Source organism: Marinobacter panjinensis, from assembly GCF_005298175.1.
Lineage (GTDB): Bacteria > Pseudomonadota > Gammaproteobacteria > Pseudomonadales > Oleiphilaceae > Marinobacter > Marinobacter panjinensis.
In genome coordinates this window covers 2,195,268-2,212,575 of sequence record NZ_SZYH01000001.1, presented here as the reverse complement: position 1 = coordinate 2,212,575, position 17,308 = coordinate 2,195,268, and the positions used below count along the sequence as shown (strand labels likewise).

Below are 17,308 nucleotides of genomic sequence, written 5' to 3'. Positions count from 1 at the left end.
GAATGTTGTCCGGGAGGCCCTCGTTTCAATCGGGTAGCTGGATTATAGCAGACCGTACTGCTTGAGTTTCTTGCGCAGGGTGCCGCGGTTCAGGCCGAGCATGGTTGACGCCTTGGTCTGGTTGTTGCGGGTGTACTTCATCACCTGCTCCAGCAGCGGTGCCTCCACTTCGGACAACACCAGCTGGTAAACCTCGGTGACCGGTGCGCCATCAAGCTGGGCAAAATAGTTTTTCAGGGCAACTTCCACGCTGTCACGCAGGGTAACGGTGTTGCCGCTGCTGTTCACCGTCTGCAACTGATGAATGTCATCGTTGGCGGGTGCTGTCAGATTGTCATTAACCAAAGTCTCAGCCGTCATGCTGCGAATACCTCTCCATTTCGTAAGCCTGCAAAGTACTGTTGAATACTGTCTTTCTGCTCCAGCGCGCAGTCGATGGCGTTGAAGCGTTTGCGGAATCGTTTGTCTTCGTCGTGGGACTGCAGATACCAGCCCACATGTTTCCTGGCGATGCGCACGCCCATGGTTTCGCCATAAAAGCCGTGCAATGCTTCCAGGTGTTCGCTGAGCACCTGTTCCACCTCGTCTATCGGCGGTTCCGACAGATGCCTGCCGGTCTCCAGAAAATGCAGGATTTCCCGGAAAATCCAGGGCCGCCCCTGGGCGCCGCGACCAATCAACAAACCGTCTGCGCCGGTGTGGCTGAGCACATGCCTTGCCTGTTCTGGCGAGGTGATATCACCGTTGGCAAACACCGGAATGCCAACCCGGGACTTGACCTCGGCGATGGTGTCGTACTCCGCCTCGCCCTTGTAGGCATCCGCGCGGGTGCGCCCATGGATCGCCAGGGCCTGAATGCCGGCATCTTCCGCCATTCGGGCAATCAGCGGTGCGTTGCGGTGCTCCCGGTCCCACCCGGTGCGCATCTTGAGGGTTACCGGGACATCCACAGCGGCCACAACGGCTTCCAGAATCTCCCGCACCAACGCTTCATCTTTCATCAGTGCCGAGCCGGCGGCCTTGTTGCACACTTTCTTGGCCGGGCAGCCCATGTTGATATCGATGATCTGGGCGCCGAACTCGGCATTCAGCCTGGCAGCATTGGCCAGCATGTCAGGATCGCCGCCGGCAATCTGCACCGACCTGGGCTCGGGTTCACCCTGATGGTTCATCCGCGTCCGGGACTTGCGTGTGTTCCAGAGCTTGCTGTCCGCAATGACCATTTCCGAGACTGCCAGCCCGGCACCCATCCGCCGACAGAGCAGGCGAAAAGGGCGATCAGTTACACCAGCCATGGGCGCAACGATCAGCGGATTGGGCAGGGTGTACGGCCCGATTTTTGCCGTTGGCAGCATGATCTGAGTCCGTGTCACAGCGGGTTAAGCGAACGACGGATCTGAACGATTGCTCAATAAGTAACCGATTCTGATCCGAAGGGCGGTAATGATACCGCCGGGAGAGATGCTATTGAAGGGGAGAAGTCATGAAAAAGTTGATTATTTTTCGTTCTGTCTGGTTGACTTTCAGGCAATTCGATGGCCGTCCCCGCTATTCTGCAAGTGAGGACTTGCTTACCCCTGATTGGCTCGGAACGCAATATTGTAGTTTACGGCGTCTCTGCCTGGGTCCCTGATATTGATCACGATCCTGACCGGTGTGTCTGAGGGCATGGCCTCCATTTCCCTGCCATCACCGGCGAGGTATTCGTCCGGTGTGAAGATGCTCTGGGCGACCACGTCACCGTTCAGGTTGGAAAAGGTCAGGGCAATGGCGGGAAAAGGCTGCTCGAAGGCCGCCCGGTTAATGATGACAGCGTCGACCACCAGTTGGCTGCGGTTGTCGGGATTGGTCCTTACCACCAGTTTGCGGCTCTGGATGGCCTCGACGTTAACCAGTGGCTTCAACTCGCAGCCGGCAATTTCGCAGCCCTGTTCGTAGAACGGACGCAGTTCCGGTATGGCAGACAGGCGGTCGAACTGGAACCAGGTAACCTGCGCCACCAGAACACCGATCAGGGCCAGCACTACCAGGGTCCACAGGGCTGTTCTCAGGCGACCGCTGCCGTTGCCGCTAACGGAAACAGGTTCGCGGCGAAGATTGGTATAGGGAGAGCTCGCCGTTATAGGTTCATCGTCCGAGGCCGGGGCGCGATCGTGGTCGAGTGACGACGATCGGGGTTGGTCGGCATAGAACCCCTCTGGTTCGTCTGCAGGTTCCAGACTCAGGTCTTCCCGTTCTGGTGGCGCCGCCCTGGTGGGCCCGGACTGTGCTGGCGCCTGTTCTTCCATGCGATCTGCCGGTTCCGCGGAAGCCCCGGATTCTTGCGGTCGGGCAGGCTCCTCAGGTGGCGCTTCGGGAGGCTGTGGGGCAGACTCCGGTTTTTGCGCAGTGGCGTTGTCAGAGAGCATGGCCTCCGCCCAGCTTTCATCTATCTTTTCATGGCTCTCTTCGTCTTCGCTCTCGAAGGTGCCGCTCTTACGTTCATCGACCGTGCGGAAGCTGTCGCTCAGTTCGTCCTCGGAGAACGTCAGTTTGGTGCCGGCGTAAGGGCCTTCGGCGGCATCCTCTTCCGGATTGTCCGCAAAAATCAGGTCGTCATCACTCGTAAAGTTCTGGTCTGATGGTTTGTCCTGTTTTGCTGCGGTCGGGGAGGTAGTCGCACTTTGGTCGCTGGATGAGCTGCCTTTGACCTGATGCTCCACGGCGTTGAACACCGCCATGCAGTTGCCACAGCGCACTTTGCCGCCGGCTACGCTAAGCTGGGCGTCGGTCACCCGAAAGCGGGTTTCGCATTTCGGGCATCGAGTCTGCAGGCTGCTCTGGGTCATGCTTGATTCCTGTAAGCGACGTCGCTACGAGTCACGGAGTTTAGTAGGTTCAGCCGTTTCCGTCACCTGTCGGTGCGCCGTCCTGTGAGCCGTATCCACTCTTCACGCTGTTCCGGTTCGTCCATGACAAACCAGGGTTCGTAAGCTTCCATCACTTCCCTGGCCTGATTGGAAAGTATGCCGGACAACACGATATTGCCACCGGGCTTCACCTTCGCCGCCAGCCTGGGCGCGAGGCCGATCAGGGGTTGGGCGAGGATGTTGGCCAGCATGATGTCAGCCATGGTGTCGGGCTCATCGGCAGGCAGGAACAGATCAAGCCGGTCTTCCTCAACCTGGTTGCGGCGCGCATTCTCGCGGCTGGCTTCCAGTGCCTGGGGGTCGGTGTCAACGCCGATGACATGGTCAGCGCCCAGTAACAGGGCAGCAAGGCCAAGAATGCCTGAACCACAACCGTAGTCGATCACCTGGCGCGAGGAAACGTCGTGGCCGTCCAGCCATTCCAGGCAAAGTGCCGTAGTGGGGTGGGTTCCGGTGCCAAACGCCAGCCCCGGATCCAGCAGAAGATTGGCCGCTTGCGGGTCTGGCGCGTCGTGCCAGCTGGGCACAATCCACAGGCGTTCGCCGAAGCGGAGGGGCTTGAAGTCTTCCATCCACTCCCGTTCCCAGTCCTTGTCTTCCACCAGCGTAATGTCGATGTCTGGTAATGACTGCTGTGTCTGCTGGTGCCAGGCATCCTTGACCGCAGCGCACAGTTCGTCAATGTCCCGTTCGGAGCCGAACAGGCCGGTCACGCTGGTCTGGTGCCATAGAGGTGTGGTGCCGGGGTCGGGCTCGTACAGTGGCTGGTCGGCGGCATCTTCCATGGAGACGGCTTCGGCGCCCATCTCCATAAGCAGATCCTCTAGCTGGTCCGCATTGTCGGGATCAGCCGGGATCTGTAATTGTATCCAGGGCATGTTGGTGTCCTGTCGGGTAGACGAATTTGCTGAGCGGGTCACTCCCGTATCAGCTTCTCCAGATAATGAATGGTGAAGTCTACCTGTTTGAAACCGCCATCGCGCACCAGTTTCCGGTGCAGCGCCTGATTGGTCTTGATGCCTTCGACAAGCAGTTCGTCCAGCGCGTTCTTCATGCGGCGACGGGCAATTTCCCGATCATCGCCCCAGGTGATCAGTTTGGCCACCATGGAGTCGTAGAAGGGTGGTACGGTGTAGCCGCTGTACAGGTGCGAATCTACCCGTATGCCGTTGCCCCCGGGGGCATGGAAGTGCTTGACCGTACCCGGGCTGGGCACGAAGGTTTTCGGATCCTCGGCATTGATACGGCATTCCAGTGCATGGCCGGAAATCTTGATGTCGTCCTGGGTGTATTGCAGAGGCAGGCCGCTGGCAATGCGCAGCTGCTCGCGCACAATGTCCACGCCGGTCACCATCTCCGACACTGGATGCTCCACCTGTACCCGGGTGTTCATCTCGATGAAGTAGAAGGCGCCATCCTGATACAGGAACTCGAACGTGCCGGCCCCCACATAGCCGATTTTCTTGCAGGCATCGACGCAGGCCTTCAGTGCTATTTCCCGTGCTTCCGGGTCGATGTTCGGTGCGGGTGCCTCTTCCAGTACTTTCTGGTGCCGGCGCTGCATGGAGCAGTCCCGGTCGCCCAGGTGAATCACGTTGCCGTGGGTGTCCGCCAGAACCTGGACCTCTACATGGCGGGGTCGTTCCAGGTATTTCTCGAGGTAAACCGTGGCATCGCCAAAGGTGTTCTTTGCCTCGCTCTGGGTGATCTGCACGCTTTTCAGCAGCGCCGCCTCGGAATGAACCACCTGCATGCCACGGCCACCGCCACCGGATGCTGCCTTGATGATCACCGGGTAGCCGATTCGCCTGGCCACTTCCAGAGTGCGCTCGTCATCATCGGTGATCGGGCCATCGGAGCCCGGAACAGTGGGAACGCCGGCTTCGATCATGGAATTGATGGCTGAGACCTTGTTACCCATCAGGCGAATGGTTTCAGCCCTGGGGCCGATAAAGCGAAAGCCGCTTTTTTCCACCTGCTCGGCGAAATCGGCGTTTTCCGCAAGAAAGCCATAGCCGGGATGAATACCGACGGAATCCGTCACTTCCGCTGCGCTGATGATCGCGGGGATGTTCAGGTAGCTTTCAGTAGCGCTGTTGGGGCCGATACAGACGGACTCATCCGCCAGGCGCACGTGCATCAGCTCGCGGTCAATCTGCGAATGGACGGCCACGGTCTTGATGCCCAGCTCCTTGCAGGCGCGCAGGATGCGCAGGGCGATCTCGCCGCGGTTTGCGATCAGAACTTTTTCTAACATAGCCATGAGGGTATCACCGGGTTCAGGAAATGATGATCAGTGGCTGGTCGAACTCGACCGGCTGCCCGTTCTCTACCAGGATCTCGGCGATGGTACCGCTCTTGTCCGCCTCGATCTGGTTCATCATCTTCATGGCTTCCACAATGCACACCACGTCACCGGCCTTCACTGATTGCCCGACTTCCACGAACGACTTGGCCGTGGGCGAGGGCGAGCGGTAGAAGGTACCCACCATCGGTGACTTCACAGCATGGCCGGTGGGCTCCGCAGGCTTGGCCGGCTCATCGGCGGCCTGTGTGGACTGCTGCGGGTATGACCCGGGCTGGGGTGCCGGAGACGGATACTGAGCCATGTACTGCGGCGCAGCCAATTGTTCACGACGGCGAGAAATGCGAACGGAATCATCACCTTCGTGAATTTCCAGCTCCTCGACGTCGGATTCCTCCAGCAGCTCGATAAGTTTCTTGATCTTGCGAATGTCCATAGTCACTCCGATCCCGTTTAATCAGTTCTATCGATGAATTCGTTGCAGGGCCGCTTTGAGTGCGAGGTCGTACCCCTGGCTGCCCAGCCCGCAGATAACGCCTTCGGCGATATCAGAAAAATAGGAGTGATGGCGGAAAGCTTCCCGCGCATGCACGTTGGAAATATGTACCTCAATAAACGGAATGCCTGATGCCAGCATGGCATCCCGCAATGCAACACTGGTGTGAGTGAATGCCGCCGGGTTGAAAATGATGAAATCCACCCCTTCTGATTTTGCTTCATGGATCCGCTCAATCAGTTCATATTCCGCGTTTGACTGTAAATGTAGCAGGTGATGACCACTTTCGGCGGCTTTTCGGTGCAATCGTTCATCAATGTCGGACAAAGTCTCATAGCCATAGACCTCCGGCTCGCGGGTTCCGAGCATATTCAGGTTGGGTCCATGGAGGACGAGTATGGTCGCCATGATTGCATCTGCCTTGCTGATGTATTTACAGGATCGCCGACTTTAGCGACATTTTTCCCCAATAGTGCGTGCTTGAGGCCTTCAGATCAACACTTTTTGACATTCCGGTTTGTGTCAAAAAGTATCCCGGTACCAGGAGCACCTTGTTTTTCCGATGACCCGCCTATTGTCGGGAACGATGGGAAAGAGCGCTATAAGACGTTGGTTTCATGTTCGGTTTTTGCCGTATGCGAACAAAGCCGATGTCATAACGGCCCGGTACCCCGGATTTACTTCCTAAGTTCAACTGGATCAAGGCGATGGTGGTCTGTCGATATTCGGCAATGCGAGACAGACTGGCGGACTCAAAGACCTGCAAGTCCAGGGAGGAATCATGCGAGATACCGGGATTTGCCGAAAACTGTTGCAATTGGAGGAGCCGTGGACCGTTGACCGGGTCAAAGTCGACGTTCAGGCCAGGGAGCTTCATGCCTGTCTGGTGGCTGGTAAATCCTGGTTCGGCCGGCCCTCCTTTGTCCGCCCCAAAATGCGTTGGCGCCATGCCAATGTCGGCGCTTTCAAGACCTTCATTCACGCAACGCTACCGGACGACCGAGAGCAGCAGGGGCCCCCTTTTCTGGGGCAGGTGGATTGATGTCTGTGGCGAGCGCGGCGGCACCACTCCCTATTTCATGACGTCTGAAGGTGGGCAGTGCTGCAGGGAGGCGGCTTTCGTGCAGTGTCTGGATACCGTGGATGTGAGTGTCGCCTGTTATGACAAGGATACCCTTGCACATGTGCTGGAAGATGCACCGGAGAATGGCTACTCAATCATTATCCTGCCGGCAGGCAGCCCGGTGCTGGAAGTATACGCTCACCACGCTCCGGACTTCCCCGATATGTTCATCAAGCCGATTGTCGGATGGGTTTCGGGGGTTTCACCTGGATGAGTTGGGGCAGAGCAGTGCAGCCGTTCTCGATGGCCAGAGCGGAGAGCTTCACACCGATAGTGCAGTGGTTTTGCACGTGTCGTTGCCGGAGGGCAGTACAGCCATGGTGCACGCGGTCAACCTGTTCGAGGCGGGCTTCGGCCCGGAACTGACGTTCGGCGCCACCAGCGACGTCCTCGACGAGTGTTTTGTGGATGGTGTCGTTGGCAATCTGGTGTTTGGGTGTAACTGTATCCTGAACTACCTCCACTCCGCTCTGGAGGGCAGGAAAACTGCACAACTGACGGGCCCCATCACGTTTGGGGAGGTGGCATACCAGTTACTGAACCAGACGGCCGTTTTTCTCACGGTCGAACATGACAACTGAGCCGGATTGGCTCAGTCGCCAGCGGCCGTAACGCAGTTCCGCCCCTGCTCCTTGGAGCGGTAGAGCGCCCTGTCTGCCCGTTCGCACAGTGCGGGGGAGGTGTCACCCTTCCAGGCGGCAACGCCGCAACTGAACGTCACGTTGAACTCCCGGTCGCCCGCTGGTTGCAGCAGTTCCGAGAAACGTTCACGGATTTCGTTCAGCACGTTACGGGCGTCGCTCTCGCGGGTGTCGGGCAGGATGATGGCAAATTCCTCTCCACCATACCGGCCGATGTGATCGGTTTTGCGCAGGCGTTGTTTGAGGAACATGGACAGGCTTCGGAGTACGCGGTCACCAATGGGATGCCCGAAGGTGTCATTCACTTTCTTGAAGTAATCGATGTCGATCATCGCGAAGCAAAGCGGCTGGTCTTTCTGTCGGCACTTCACGATTTCCTGATCCAGCAGGTGCAGTGTGTGGGTGTGATTGAACAGGCCGGTCAGGCTGTCGCGGATCATCAGCGCCAGCAGCGAGCGGGCGCGTCGGCCTCGGTTGTGGATGGTGGCGATCAGGTGCTTGGGGTCGATGGGTTTGGTAAGAAAGTCATCGCCCCCGAGGCTCATGGCATGGAGTTGCTTGCTGACATCTTCCTCGGCCGACAGGTAAATGATGGGTACGCTGTGGAATCGGTCCTGCTGGCGAATCACCCGGGCGATTTCCATGCCTGTACAACCGGGCATGTACATATCGAGGATAATGATCTCCGGAGAAAAGTCCTCCAGCGCATGGATGATCTGCATGGGGTCGGTGATGATATGGGCGGTCATCCCGGCCTTTTTGAGCACCGTTTCCATAAACTTGGCCTGGGCGCGGGAGTCATCCAGAACCAGTACCTTGTAGGGTTCTACCGTGTTGCCGTGAGTGTATGTCTCGATCTTTTCGATCAGCTGGCCCGGGTCTACTGCCGGAAAGAAAAATTCTTCGCCACCGCAGCGTGAGGCGCGCAGCCGCGTCTCGATGGTGCCGTCTTCATCGCTCATGAATATAATGGGAATGGGCGTATCGTGGCGCTCCTGCAGGCGTTCGATAGTGGCAATACCACTTAATGGTTCGCCACCGTAGTTGACGTCCATGAGGATGGTTTCGGGTTTGTGGAGGGCGCAGGCTTCAATCAGCTTGTCCGAGGAGTGGAAAGCGGACGCGCGGAAGCCGAAGAACTCGAGCTGACGAATGAGCCGGCCTGCCATTTCCTCGCTGGACAGCGCTATGTAGACCGGGGTGCGGCGATACTGCTGTGGAGCTTCGCTCGCCGTCTGGTCAGTGCGCCGCAGGGTGCACCGGGAGAGCTGTTCGATGGCATCCTGCAGTTTGCGGTCAAGGCCGTCCGGCAGCGCCTCGCCTTCGGGCCACTCGCCAATAAGCTCGAACACTTTCTGTCCGGAGTCAGCATGGCTCGCCATCTCGAAGCGTCTGGCGTAGCGAACCAGCTTGTCGGCCGCTTTGGCAAAATCGCCCCTGAACGCGGCAGACTGGCTGGTGTCTTCGTGGACCTTCTGCCACGTATCCAGGACAACCCTGGCCTGGGTTGTGACGCGGCGAGCAAAGTGCTGCCTGAGTTTGTCTTTCTGGCTTTCGTCGTTCATTGTGCTCCGGCCTGTATTTTTTTTCGTTCCTGGCCGCCCGTCTCCATTACAGGCAGATATTTTCAACATTAGTCGTTTTGCAGAGTCTATAGTGTTTAATGTTGTCGGCGTAGGTGACTCTGTGTAAATGTTTGTCAACTCTGCGGTGCAGGTCACATCAGCTCCCCGGTAACCGTTATTCCAGGCAGGGGTTGCCCGTTATGGCACGGATGCAGGAAACAATACAATTTGCCCGGCAGCGGGGTGTGATCACCCTGCGCAGTCTGCTGTTGTTGTTCACCGCGGGGCTGTTATTGCTGGTGCTGATTGCTGCCGTCAGTGTGAGCTTTGACCGTTTCCGGGACTACATGACCGACCAGCTGCGTGGCCACTCACAGGATGGCGCCACCGCTATCGGCCTTTCGCTGTCCAACGCCATCGACGGCCGTGACCCGGTAGCCGCCGCCTCCCTGATTGACGCCGTGTTCGACAGTGGTCGTTACCTGTCTGTGGTTTACATTGATAACCAGGGGGAAGAGATTGCCGGCAGGGAAACGTCCCTGCGTGAATTAAAGGTGCCTGGCTGGTTCGTATCTCTCGCCGACTTGCCCCTGCCCGCAGGGGAGGCAGAGGTGGTGCGGGGCTGGAGCCGGCTGGGCAAGGTCAGGGTGGTCAGTCATCCTGGTCGCGCCTATGAGGATCTCTGGAAGGTAACGTCCCGTACGGTCGCCGGTTCCGTGCTGGTTGCCGGAGTCGGGTTGATTGGCCTGTTCTGGACGATGACCCGCATCCTGCGGCCGCTGAGGGCTGTGGAGATACAGGCTCAGGCCCTTGGCCGGCGAGATTTCCGGCGCAGGGTGGATATCACTTCTACCCGCGAGCTCAATCAGGTTACCCGTGCCATGAACCAGATGGCGGATGACCTTGGCCAGTTGTTTGAAGGGCAAGCCAAGCTGATCCAGCATTTGCGCAAGGTCAACAACGAAGACAGTGTGACGGGGCTGGCCAGCCGCAGGGCTTTCGAACAGAGGCTCAAGGTAGAGGTGGAGTCTGAGGAGCGCGCTGCGCCGGGTGTGTTGTTCCTGATCCAGCTGGCGGATTTTGCCCGGTATAACCAGACCTACGGCCGTGAAGAGGCGGATCGCCTGCTGGTTAGCATTGGCGACGCCATTGGGGGCTTTAGCCGCGGTCACAGTGACTCCTTTGCAGGAAGGCTGACCGGTGCCGGGTTTGCCGTCTTTCTACCCGGTGTGTCCCGGGCAGATGGCGTCATATGGTGCCGCCAACTGCTGGACCAGCTCGATGGCATCTATTCCGACTTCTCCGCGCCGATGGACGTTTCGGTTCACGCCGGCATCGCCCAGGCTGCCGAGAATCGCAATGTCCGTGACCTGATGGCTGCCGCCGATGAGGCCCTGCGCCAGGCCCAGGCGGACGAGGCTTCCGCATGCCATGCCGCCGACGCCGACCGGCTTGAGCACTACAACAGCGAAACCTGGCGAGCGATCATCAAGCAGGCTATCCGGGATGGCTGGTTGTCACTCTGGCTGCAGCCCATGGTTCGCAAGGGTGACGGTGACGTGCTGTTCCACCAGGTGTTCTCCCGGATGAAGACGCCCGATGGCTGGGTCAAGGCCAATATTTTCGTGCCCATGGCAGAGCGTTTTGGTATGACCCCTGATATTGACCGCTGGGTTTTGACGCGCTCTCTCGAGCTGCTGCGGGAGCAGCCGGATGCTCAACTGGCAATGACCCTGGGAGTGGTGTCCGTGGCCAGCGACGGGTTCCGGACAGATCTTCTGGAGCAATTGGCCATGGCGGGGCCGGAACGCCAACGGTTGCAGGTCGGCGTATCCGAGCAGGCTATCCACCATCATCGTGTCCAGGTAGGGCTTCTGGTGCGTGCCCTGAACCGCCTGCAGGTGCCGGTGATTGTCGATCGCTTCGGGGTTGGCGGTGTGCCGTTCAGCTACCTGAGGAATCTGAGATTCCAGGCGCTGCGTATCGATAGTAGCTTTATCCACGACATCGACAGCCATGAGGATAACCGCTTCTACCTTGAATCCGTGGCCACCATAGCCCACAGCAGAGGTGTCAGGGTTTACGTGACCGGTGTGGAGACCGAGAGCGAGTACTCGGTACTGGGCGATATCGGTGTTGATGGAGCAATGGGGTACCATCTGGGGCGCCCGTTTGAAGCGGAGCAGTGACACCGGCTGCAGAGCCGCAAATTGCATAAAGTTCGCCTATGCGTCATGGTAATTGCTGCTCTCGGACGGACTGAGCCAGACAAAACGACAGACAGGGGAAAAAACAACCAATGTCAGGAAAAATCAGACAGTATTTCAGTGATCGCAAAGATGACCTTCGGGATTTCTCCGGTGGTGGTGGGGTTGTCGGCAAACTCATCCTGGCTGTCCTGGTCGTTTATTTCCTGGTGGCTCTGGTGCTGGGGATGATCTGGAGCAGTGAGCCGGATGTATTTTCAGTTCGGGAGCATACGCGAGCGGTTGCCACCGAAATGCAGCGGGAGCCTGTTACTGGTTTTGCGACCACAGTGACCATGATTCGTGTCGCTGAAACATTGCTGGAAAAGCCCGGTGGGTATGTTTCCAACGACATGTTCCCGCCGGGGCTCTGGCTGGATAACATGCCCAACTGGGAATTTGGTGTGCTGGTGCAGCTTCGTGACTTCTCACGCGCCATGCGCAGGGACATCAGCCGTTCCCAGAGCCAGTCGGCTGAAGATCGGGACCTGGTTATCGCCGAGCCGCAGTTGCACTTTGACAGCGGCAGCTGGGCGCTCCCCTCCACCGAGACGGAATACCGTCGTGGTATCAAGGCTTTGCACAGCTACCTCGACCGCCTGTCGCGCCCGGATCAACCCGATGCCCAGTTTTTCGCCAGGGCCGATAACCTGGCAAACTGGTTGGGGGACCTTGAAACCCGTCTTGGCAGTCTCTCCCGTACACTGGGTGAGAGTGTCGGAAAGGCATCGGTGTCCGATGCAGTGTCCAACATCAATCCTGACGATCCGCTTTCGGAAGACACCATGGGTGAGGAGGTCAAAACCTCCTGGACCAAAATCGATGATGTCTTCTATGAGGCCCGCGGCAGTGCCTGGGCCCTGTTGCACATCTTCCGCGCCATCGAGGTGGACTTCCGCAAGGTGCTGAACGACAAGAACGCACTCGCCAGCGCCAAGCAGATCATTATCGAACTGGAAGGTACCCAGGGAGAGATGTGGAGCCCGGTGATTCTGAATGGCAGCGGTTTTGGTGTGCTGGCCAACCATTCCCTGACTATGGCGGCATATCTGTCACGCGCAAGTGCTGCAATCAGCGACATGCGCGACTTGCTGACCCGGGGCTGATGCCGGGAAAAGCTGATGATCTAAAAAAACCGGGCCATTCAAGCCCGGTTTTTTTATGTTCACCTGAAAGCACTGGTGTCAGCCCTTGTAGGCATTCACGGCGTCTTCAATGGCTTTCTTGGCCTCGGCGGCATTGCCCCAGCCCTGAACCTTGACCCACTTGCCCGGCTCGAGAGTCTTGTAGTTCTCGAAGAAGTGACGGATCTGGTCCCGCAGCAATTCCGGCAGATCATCGATTTCACGCACGTTGTGGTAGGAGGTAGTCAGTTTGTCGTGGGGAACAGCCACCAGCTTGGCGTCGCCGCCGGCTTCGTCTTCCATGTTCAGCACGCCAACCGGACGGCAGCGGATTACCGAACCTGCCTGTACCGGGTAGGGGGTGACCACCAGTACATCAATGGGGTCGCCATCATCGGCAAGGGTATGGGGGATGAAGCCGTAGTTGGCCGGATAGAACATGGGTGTAGCCATGAAGCGGTCTACCAGCAGTGCGCCCATGTCTTTGTCCAGCTCGTACTTGACCGGGGAGCTGTTGGACGGGATTTCGATGGCGACGTAGATGTCTTCTGGCGGGTTTTTGCCAACCGGGATGTTATCGAAGTTCATGAGCGATCCTTCCTGAAGTGCGTTTAACGGCGTTTAAAAAGTGGGCGCAATTATACGGCACAATGGTGCAGATCGAAACTAAACGTTGGTCGCGCTTTGAGGGGTTACAGGTCATCGTCTACGTAGGTCGGATCAGGCAAAGCCGTAATCCGACAAGACCAACCCCCTACAACCGCATCTGCTTCGCAATCAACTCCTTCATAATCTCATCGGTACCACCGCCAATCGACAGAATCTTCGCATCTCTGTACAGCCGCTCCACCACCGATTCCCGCATATACCCCATACCTCCATGGATCTGAACGGCTTCGCGGGTGACCTTCTCGCACACCTCCACCGCAAAGTTCTTCGCCATCGCCACCTGTTTGATCGGGTTCTTGCCCGCCTGCATCAGCGCTGCACAACGGTAGGTATACTCCCGTGCCACATCCACCTGGGTAGCCATGTCCACCAGCTTATGGCGCGTTACCTGGAAGCCTTTGACCGGGCGACCAAACGCCTCCCGTTGCCCGGCCCAGGCCATGGCCGCTTCCAGGGCTATTTCGGCGGTCATGTACGCCATAATCGAGAGGCTCAGGCGCTCCGCCAGAAAATTGCTCATGATGGCAATAAAGCCGGCGTTTTCGGCGCCGATCAGGCGGTTGGCCGGCACCCGGCAGTCTTCAAAGAACAGTTCCGCCGTATCGCTGGCCCACCAGCCCATTTTGCGAAGTTTTTTGCCCCTGGAGAAACCTGGCATGTCGCGGTCAATCAGCAACAGGCTGACACCCCCATGACCTTCGCCACCGGTGCGCACTGCAACGGTGTAGTGATCGGCACGAATGCCGCTGGTGATAAAGGTCTTGCTACCGTTGACGATGTAATGATCGCCATCCCTGACCGCCTTCGTCTTGAGGCTGGCCACATCAGAGCCACCACCGGGTTCAGTGATCGCCAGTGCTGCGATCTTCTCGCCGCGCAGCACCGGCGGTACGATGGCCTCTTTCACTTCTGGTCGCGCCCATTTCGCCACTGGCGGAAGGCCGATATCCAACGATCCAAGCCCGGCCACCAGGCCGCCAGAGGTGGAACGCATCAGTTCCTCTGAAACGGCGACCTTCATGAACACATCGCCTTCGCCAATGCCGCCGAGACTTTCCGGAAATCCGACCCCAAGAAGGCCTGCATCTCCAGCCTGTTTATAAAGCTCCCGGGGAAACTCGCCGGCTTCCTCCCAGTCATCTATGTAAGGCAGAACATGCGTGGTAACAAACTTGCGGGCAGTCTGACGGACCTGTTCATGGGTATCGTTGAAGTAATCAGACACGGTAAGCCTCCATAGTGATCGGAAATCTTGGAAGCAGTCTCACCTAAATTGAGAAACCAAGCAAACGCTTGGTTTGTTGAAGGCCTGAAAAGAGTTGGGGCCGTGAAGAGGCAGGGATGTCAGGGGACGTCAAAAACATGGATGTTTTTGTCGAGCGTACATGGACGTATTCACAGCGTGCCCCTGACATCCCTGCCTCTTCATGGCTTCCCGGAGTTAGCCGTCCTCACGGGAAATACTCTTGACGCCATCTTTGGTACCAAGCAACAACAAATCCGCAGGCCGACGAGCAAACAGGCCGTTGGTAACAATGCCCACAATGTTGTTCAGCTTCTCCTCAACCTGAATCGGACGGGAAATGTCCAGGTTATGGATATCGATAATGATATTGCCGTTATCCGTCGTAAAACCCTCGCGGTAAACCGGGTCACCGCCCAGCTTCACTATTTCGCGACCAACATAGCTGCGAGCCATGGGCACCACCTCCACCGGAAGCGGAAACTCACCCAGGATACCCACCTTCTTGGACTCGTCGGCAATGCAGATAAACGTCTTGGATACCGCCGCGACGATCTTCTCGCGGGTGAGGGCGCCACCGCCTCCCTTGATGAGTTCCAGGTGTTCATTGGTCTCATCGGCGCCATCTACATAAAACTCGAGCGGCGCGGCACTGTTAAGGTCGTACACCGGAATACCGTGACTCTTCAGCCGCTCCGCCGTGGCATCGGAACTGGCAACAGCACCGTCGAAGTCATTGCGTATGTTGGCTAACAGGTCGATAAAACAGTTGGCAGTGCTGCCGGTACCCACGCCAATAATGCTGTCCTGGTCCAGATGGGGCCTGATATAGTCCAGTGCGGCCTGGGCGACCGCTTTCTTCAGTTCGTCCTGATTCATCGTGGAACTCCGTTTTTGCGGGAAATGGTCACAGTGTCCGCCATTATAGCGCTTCCGGGCGACCCGCTTATAGACGGAACCCCGCCAAAGTTTCTACACTGTCCGTTTTTCCAACAAAACATCAACCTCCGGACGGAACCATGCCGCAACGCTACATAAAGAAAATCCTTGATGCCCGTGTCTACGACGTGGCCATCGAGACCCCGCTGACCGAGGCACGCAGCCTCTCAAAGCGCTTTGGCAACAACATTCTGCTCAAGCGCGAAGATCTTCAGCCGGTGTTTTCTTTCAAGATTCGTGGCGCCTACAACCGGATTGCGCAGCTTTCGGAGGAGCAGAAAGCAAAGGGCGTGATTTGCGCCTCTGCCGGCAACCATGCCCAGGGCGTGGCCCTGGCCGCGAAGAAGTTGGGTATCAAAGCGGTGATCGTGATGCCCCAGACCACCCCGGAAATCAAGGTACGTTCCGTGCGTGACCATGGCGCCAGGGTGGTTCTCAAGGGCGATGCCTTTGATGAAGCCGCCACTCACGCCCAGGAACTGATCGAGAAACACGGCTACACCTACATCCCGCCCTACGATGACCCGGACGTGATCGCCGGGCAGGGCACAGTGGCCATGGAAATCATGTGGCAGTTCGGTAAGCCCATCCACGCCATCTTTATCTGCGTTGGCGGTGGCGGGCTGATTGCCGGCATGGCTGCTTACATCAAGTACCTGCGCCCCGAAATCAAAGTCATCGGCGTTGAGCCGGAAGATTCCAACTGCCTGCAGGCGGCTCTGAAGGCCGGCGAGCGTGTGGTTCTGGATGAGGTGGGCATCTTCGCCGACGGTGTGGCGGTCAAGCAGATCGGCAAATACCCGTGGGAGATCTGCAAGGATCACGTGGACGAGGTAATCACCGTCTCCACCGACGAAATCTGCGCAGCCATCAAGGACGTCTTCGAGGACACCCGTTCCATTGCCGAACCGGCCGGCGCGCTGGGCGTGGCGGGTATCAAGAAGTACATCGAGCGGGAGCAGATCGAGAATGAAAACCTGATCGCCACCCTGAGCGGCGCCAACATGAACTTTGACCGCCTGAGGTACATCTCAGAGCGCACGGAAGTGGGTGAAAAGCGCGAAGCCATCCTGGCGGTGACAATCCCGGAGAAGCCGGGTGCGTTCAAGACCTTCATCAATGCCCTGCACAAACGCAGCATTACCGAGTTCAATTACCGCTACGCGGATGCCACCAATGCCACTATTTTCGTCGGCATCCAGATCCAGGCCGGTGGCCACGGCCGTGAGGACCTGATCCAGGATCTTCGTGAAACCGGCTACTCTGTGATCGACCTGACCGACAGCGACCTGGCCAAGCAGCACATCCGCCATATGGTGGGCGGACACGCGCCGAGCATCACCAATGAAAAGGTGTTCCAGTTCGAATTCCCGGAACGCCCGGGCGCCTTGCTGAAATTCCTGATGTCACTGGGCACCCGCTGGAATATCTCCATGTTCCACTACCGCAACCACGGTGCGGCCTACAGCCGTGTGCTGCTTGGAGCTCAGGTGGAAGATGACGAGGTAAAAGACTTCGAAAAAATGCTCGACAAGGTCGGTTTCCGCTACGAAAACATGACTGATAACGAGGCTTATCAGCTGTTTTTGGGTGCGGGTAACAATAAAACCTCATAGTTTGGTGCGGGAACCGATCAGGGAGGCCCCTCCCGAAACACGCTCAAGCACATCCCTGTGGCGCTTGAGCTCCGCCATCCATGGCTCCGCACAGTTTCGGGAGGGGCCTCCCTGACCGGTTCAGTAAACTGCGGGCAAGCTTACAGAAATTTAACCTGTGAAAAATTGTAAAACTCAGGATAGGTGTTAGTCTTTCGTCTAATTCTTGAAAACAAGAATAGTCCGCTGATTTAGATAGATTTTACTTTTCGGATTCCGGAGACCCTCACCATGGACCGTAAGCCCGATATCATTCGGTCGATTGTGCTGATTTTTGCAGTTGGTCTCGTGATTACCGGCTTTACGTCGCTTCAGGCTTCCGAAGATGAGCCCAGGGCCACTTACAGTGCAGATGGCAGCGAAATCGTTATGGTTCCTGCTGTCCGGGACTGA

General features: G+C 57.7%; 18 protein-coding genes. 7 read left to right on the top strand and 11 right to left on the bottom strand.

Annotation, left to right across the window (positions count from 1 at the left end; all coding sequences use genetic code 11):
• Window positions 1–42: 42 nt before the first annotated feature.
• The 7 genes from fis to aroQ all read right to left on the bottom strand — a co-directional run bounded on the left by fis (window position 43) and on the right by aroQ (window position 6,118).
• On the bottom strand, window positions 43–360 hold the full coding sequence (gene fis / locus FDP08_RS10205; RefSeq protein WP_137436028.1) for a DNA-binding transcriptional regulator Fis: 318 nt from the start codon (window positions 358–360) through the stop codon (window positions 43–45).
• A complete protein-coding gene (gene dusB, locus FDP08_RS10200; RefSeq protein ID WP_137436026.1) occupies window positions 357–1,355 on the bottom strand; it encodes a tRNA dihydrouridine synthase DusB in 999 nt (332 codons plus the stop codon). Before dusB ends, fis begins: the two co-directional genes overlap by 4 nt.
• 216 nt (window positions 1,356–1,571) lie before the next feature.
• A complete protein-coding gene (locus tag FDP08_RS10195; RefSeq protein WP_137436024.1) occupies window positions 1,572–2,828 on the bottom strand; it encodes a DUF3426 domain-containing protein in 1,257 nt (418 codons plus the stop codon).
• Between the two features lie 62 nt (window positions 2,829–2,890).
• Window positions 2,891–3,787 carry a 50S ribosomal protein L11 methyltransferase gene (gene prmA, locus FDP08_RS10190; protein ID WP_137436022.1) on the bottom strand — a complete coding sequence of 299 codons (897 nt, stop codon included), beginning with the start codon at window positions 3,785–3,787 and terminating at the stop codon, window positions 2,891–2,893.
• 38 nt (window positions 3,788–3,825) lie between these two features.
• Window positions 3,826–5,172, bottom strand: a complete 1,347-nt coding sequence (gene accC, locus FDP08_RS10185) for an acetyl-CoA carboxylase biotin carboxylase subunit (RefSeq protein WP_137436020.1) — start codon at window positions 5,170–5,172, stop codon at window positions 3,826–3,828.
• 16 nt (window positions 5,173–5,188) lie between these two features.
• Complete coding sequence (gene accB / locus FDP08_RS10180) at window positions 5,189–5,650, bottom strand: acetyl-CoA carboxylase biotin carboxyl carrier protein (protein ID WP_137436017.1); 462 nt, start codon at window positions 5,648–5,650, stop codon at window positions 5,189–5,191.
• A 27-nt stretch (window positions 5,651–5,677) separates the two neighbouring features.
• A complete protein-coding gene (gene aroQ, locus FDP08_RS10175) occupies window positions 5,678–6,118 on the bottom strand; it encodes a type II 3-dehydroquinate dehydratase (protein WP_137436015.1) in 441 nt (146 codons plus the stop codon).
• 373 nt (window positions 6,119–6,491) lie between these two features.
• Between aroQ and FDP08_RS10170 the strand changes: the two genes are divergently transcribed.
• Genes FDP08_RS10170 through FDP08_RS10160 form a run of 3 tightly spaced genes read left to right on the top strand, consistent with a single transcriptional unit; the run spans window position 6,492 to window position 7,414 of the window.
• Window positions 6,492–6,752, top strand: a complete 261-nt coding sequence (locus FDP08_RS10170) for a hypothetical protein (protein ID WP_137436013.1) — start codon at window positions 6,492–6,494, stop codon at window positions 6,750–6,752.
• The gene (locus FDP08_RS20705) at window positions 6,658–7,047 is read left to right on the top strand and encodes a DUF6976 family protein (protein WP_427901844.1); all 390 of its coding nucleotides are present in this window, start codon (window positions 6,658–6,660) and stop codon (window positions 7,045–7,047) included. Before FDP08_RS10170 ends, FDP08_RS20705 begins: the two co-directional genes overlap by 95 nt.
• Window positions 7,013–7,414, top strand: a complete 402-nt coding sequence (locus FDP08_RS10160) for a DUF6976 family protein (RefSeq protein ID WP_137436010.1) — start codon at window positions 7,013–7,015, stop codon at window positions 7,412–7,414. Before FDP08_RS20705 ends, FDP08_RS10160 begins: the two co-directional genes overlap by 35 nt.
• 11 nt (window positions 7,415–7,425) lie before the next feature.
• Here the strand turns inward: FDP08_RS10160 and FDP08_RS10155 are convergent, their stop codons facing one another.
• Complete coding sequence (locus FDP08_RS10155; protein WP_137436008.1) at window positions 7,426–9,039, bottom strand: diguanylate cyclase; 1,614 nt, start codon at window positions 9,037–9,039, stop codon at window positions 7,426–7,428.
• A gap of 200 nt (window positions 9,040–9,239) precedes the next feature.
• On the opposite strand from FDP08_RS10155, the gene FDP08_RS10150 reads away from it, so the two are divergent.
• Together FDP08_RS10150 and FDP08_RS10145 are read left to right on the top strand one after the other, a co-directional pair.
• A complete protein-coding gene (locus FDP08_RS10150; protein WP_137436006.1) occupies window positions 9,240–11,228 on the top strand; it encodes a bifunctional diguanylate cyclase/phosphodiesterase in 1,989 nt (662 codons plus the stop codon).
• 110 nt (window positions 11,229–11,338) lie between these two features.
• Window positions 11,339–12,391, top strand: coding sequence for a DUF2333 family protein (locus FDP08_RS10145; RefSeq protein ID WP_137436004.1), 1,053 nt, complete (start codon window positions 11,339–11,341; stop codon window positions 12,389–12,391).
• A gap of 78 nt (window positions 12,392–12,469) precedes the next feature.
• Here the strand turns inward: FDP08_RS10145 and ppa are convergent, their stop codons facing one another.
• The 3 genes from ppa to rpiA form a co-directional block, all read right to left on the bottom strand.
• Entirely contained in the window at window positions 12,470–12,997 is a 528-nt protein-coding gene (gene ppa, locus FDP08_RS10140; protein WP_137436003.1) for an inorganic diphosphatase, read from the bottom strand.
• 166 nt (window positions 12,998–13,163) lie between these two features.
• Window positions 13,164–14,303 carry an acyl-CoA dehydrogenase family protein gene (locus tag FDP08_RS10135; protein ID WP_137436001.1) on the bottom strand — a complete coding sequence of 380 codons (1,140 nt, stop codon included), beginning with the start codon at window positions 14,301–14,303 and terminating at the stop codon, window positions 13,164–13,166.
• 216 nt (window positions 14,304–14,519) lie between these two features.
• A complete protein-coding gene (rpiA, locus tag FDP08_RS10130) occupies window positions 14,520–15,200 on the bottom strand; it encodes a ribose-5-phosphate isomerase RpiA (protein ID WP_137435999.1) in 681 nt (226 codons plus the stop codon).
• 140 nt (window positions 15,201–15,340) lie between these two features.
• On the opposite strand from rpiA, the gene ilvA reads away from it, so the two are divergent.
• Window positions 15,341–16,876 (top strand): threonine ammonia-lyase, biosynthetic, encoded by a 1,536-nt coding sequence (gene ilvA, locus FDP08_RS10125; RefSeq protein ID WP_137435997.1) that lies wholly within the window; start codon window positions 15,341–15,343, stop codon window positions 16,874–16,876.
• Window positions 16,877–17,146: 270 nt separating this feature from the next.
• Window positions 17,147–17,308, top strand: a complete 162-nt coding sequence (locus tag FDP08_RS20315) for a hypothetical protein (RefSeq protein ID WP_170979007.1) — start codon at window positions 17,147–17,149, stop codon at window positions 17,306–17,308.

Excerpts from the sequence above, each read along its gene's own strand:
- fis (WP_137436028.1), bottom strand. The coding sequence starts at position 360 with ATGACGGCTGAGACTTTGGTTAATGACAATCTGACAGCACCCGCCAAC.
- dusB (WP_137436026.1), bottom strand. The coding sequence starts at position 1,355 with ATGCTGCCAACGGCAAAAATCGGGCCGTACACCCTGCCCAATCCGCTG.
- FDP08_RS10195 (WP_137436024.1), bottom strand. The coding sequence starts at position 2,828 with ATGACCCAGAGCAGCCTGCAGACTCGATGCCCGAAATGCGAAACCCGC.
- prmA (WP_137436022.1), bottom strand. The coding sequence starts at position 3,787 with ATGCCCTGGATACAATTACAGATCCCGGCTGATCCCGACAATGCGGAC.
- accC (WP_137436020.1), bottom strand. The coding sequence starts at position 5,172 with ATGGCTATGTTAGAAAAAGTTCTGATCGCAAACCGCGGCGAGATCGCC.
- accB (WP_137436017.1), bottom strand. The coding sequence starts at position 5,650 with ATGGACATTCGCAAGATCAAGAAACTTATCGAGCTGCTGGAGGAATCC.
- aroQ (WP_137436015.1), bottom strand. The coding sequence starts at position 6,118 with ATGGCGACCATACTCGTCCTCCATGGACCCAACCTGAATATGCTCGGA.
- FDP08_RS10170 (WP_137436013.1), top strand. The coding sequence starts at position 6,492 with ATGCGAGATACCGGGATTTGCCGAAAACTGTTGCAATTGGAGGAGCCG.
- FDP08_RS20705 (WP_427901844.1), top strand. The coding sequence starts at position 6,658 with ATGCCAATGTCGGCGCTTTCAAGACCTTCATTCACGCAACGCTACCGG.
- FDP08_RS10155 (WP_137436008.1), bottom strand. The coding sequence starts at position 9,039 with ATGAACGACGAAAGCCAGAAAGACAAACTCAGGCAGCACTTTGCTCGC.
- FDP08_RS10150 (WP_137436006.1), top strand. The coding sequence starts at position 9,240 with ATGGCACGGATGCAGGAAACAATACAATTTGCCCGGCAGCGGGGTGTG.
- FDP08_RS10145 (WP_137436004.1), top strand. The coding sequence starts at position 11,339 with ATGTCAGGAAAAATCAGACAGTATTTCAGTGATCGCAAAGATGACCTT.
- ppa (WP_137436003.1), bottom strand. The coding sequence starts at position 12,997 with ATGAACTTCGATAACATCCCGGTTGGCAAAAACCCGCCAGAAGACATC.
- rpiA (WP_137435999.1), bottom strand. The coding sequence starts at position 15,200 with ATGAATCAGGACGAACTGAAGAAAGCGGTCGCCCAGGCCGCACTGGAC.
- ilvA (WP_137435997.1), top strand. The coding sequence starts at position 15,341 with ATGCCGCAACGCTACATAAAGAAAATCCTTGATGCCCGTGTCTACGAC.
- FDP08_RS20315 (WP_170979007.1), top strand. The coding sequence starts at position 17,147 with ATGGACCGTAAGCCCGATATCATTCGGTCGATTGTGCTGATTTTTGCA.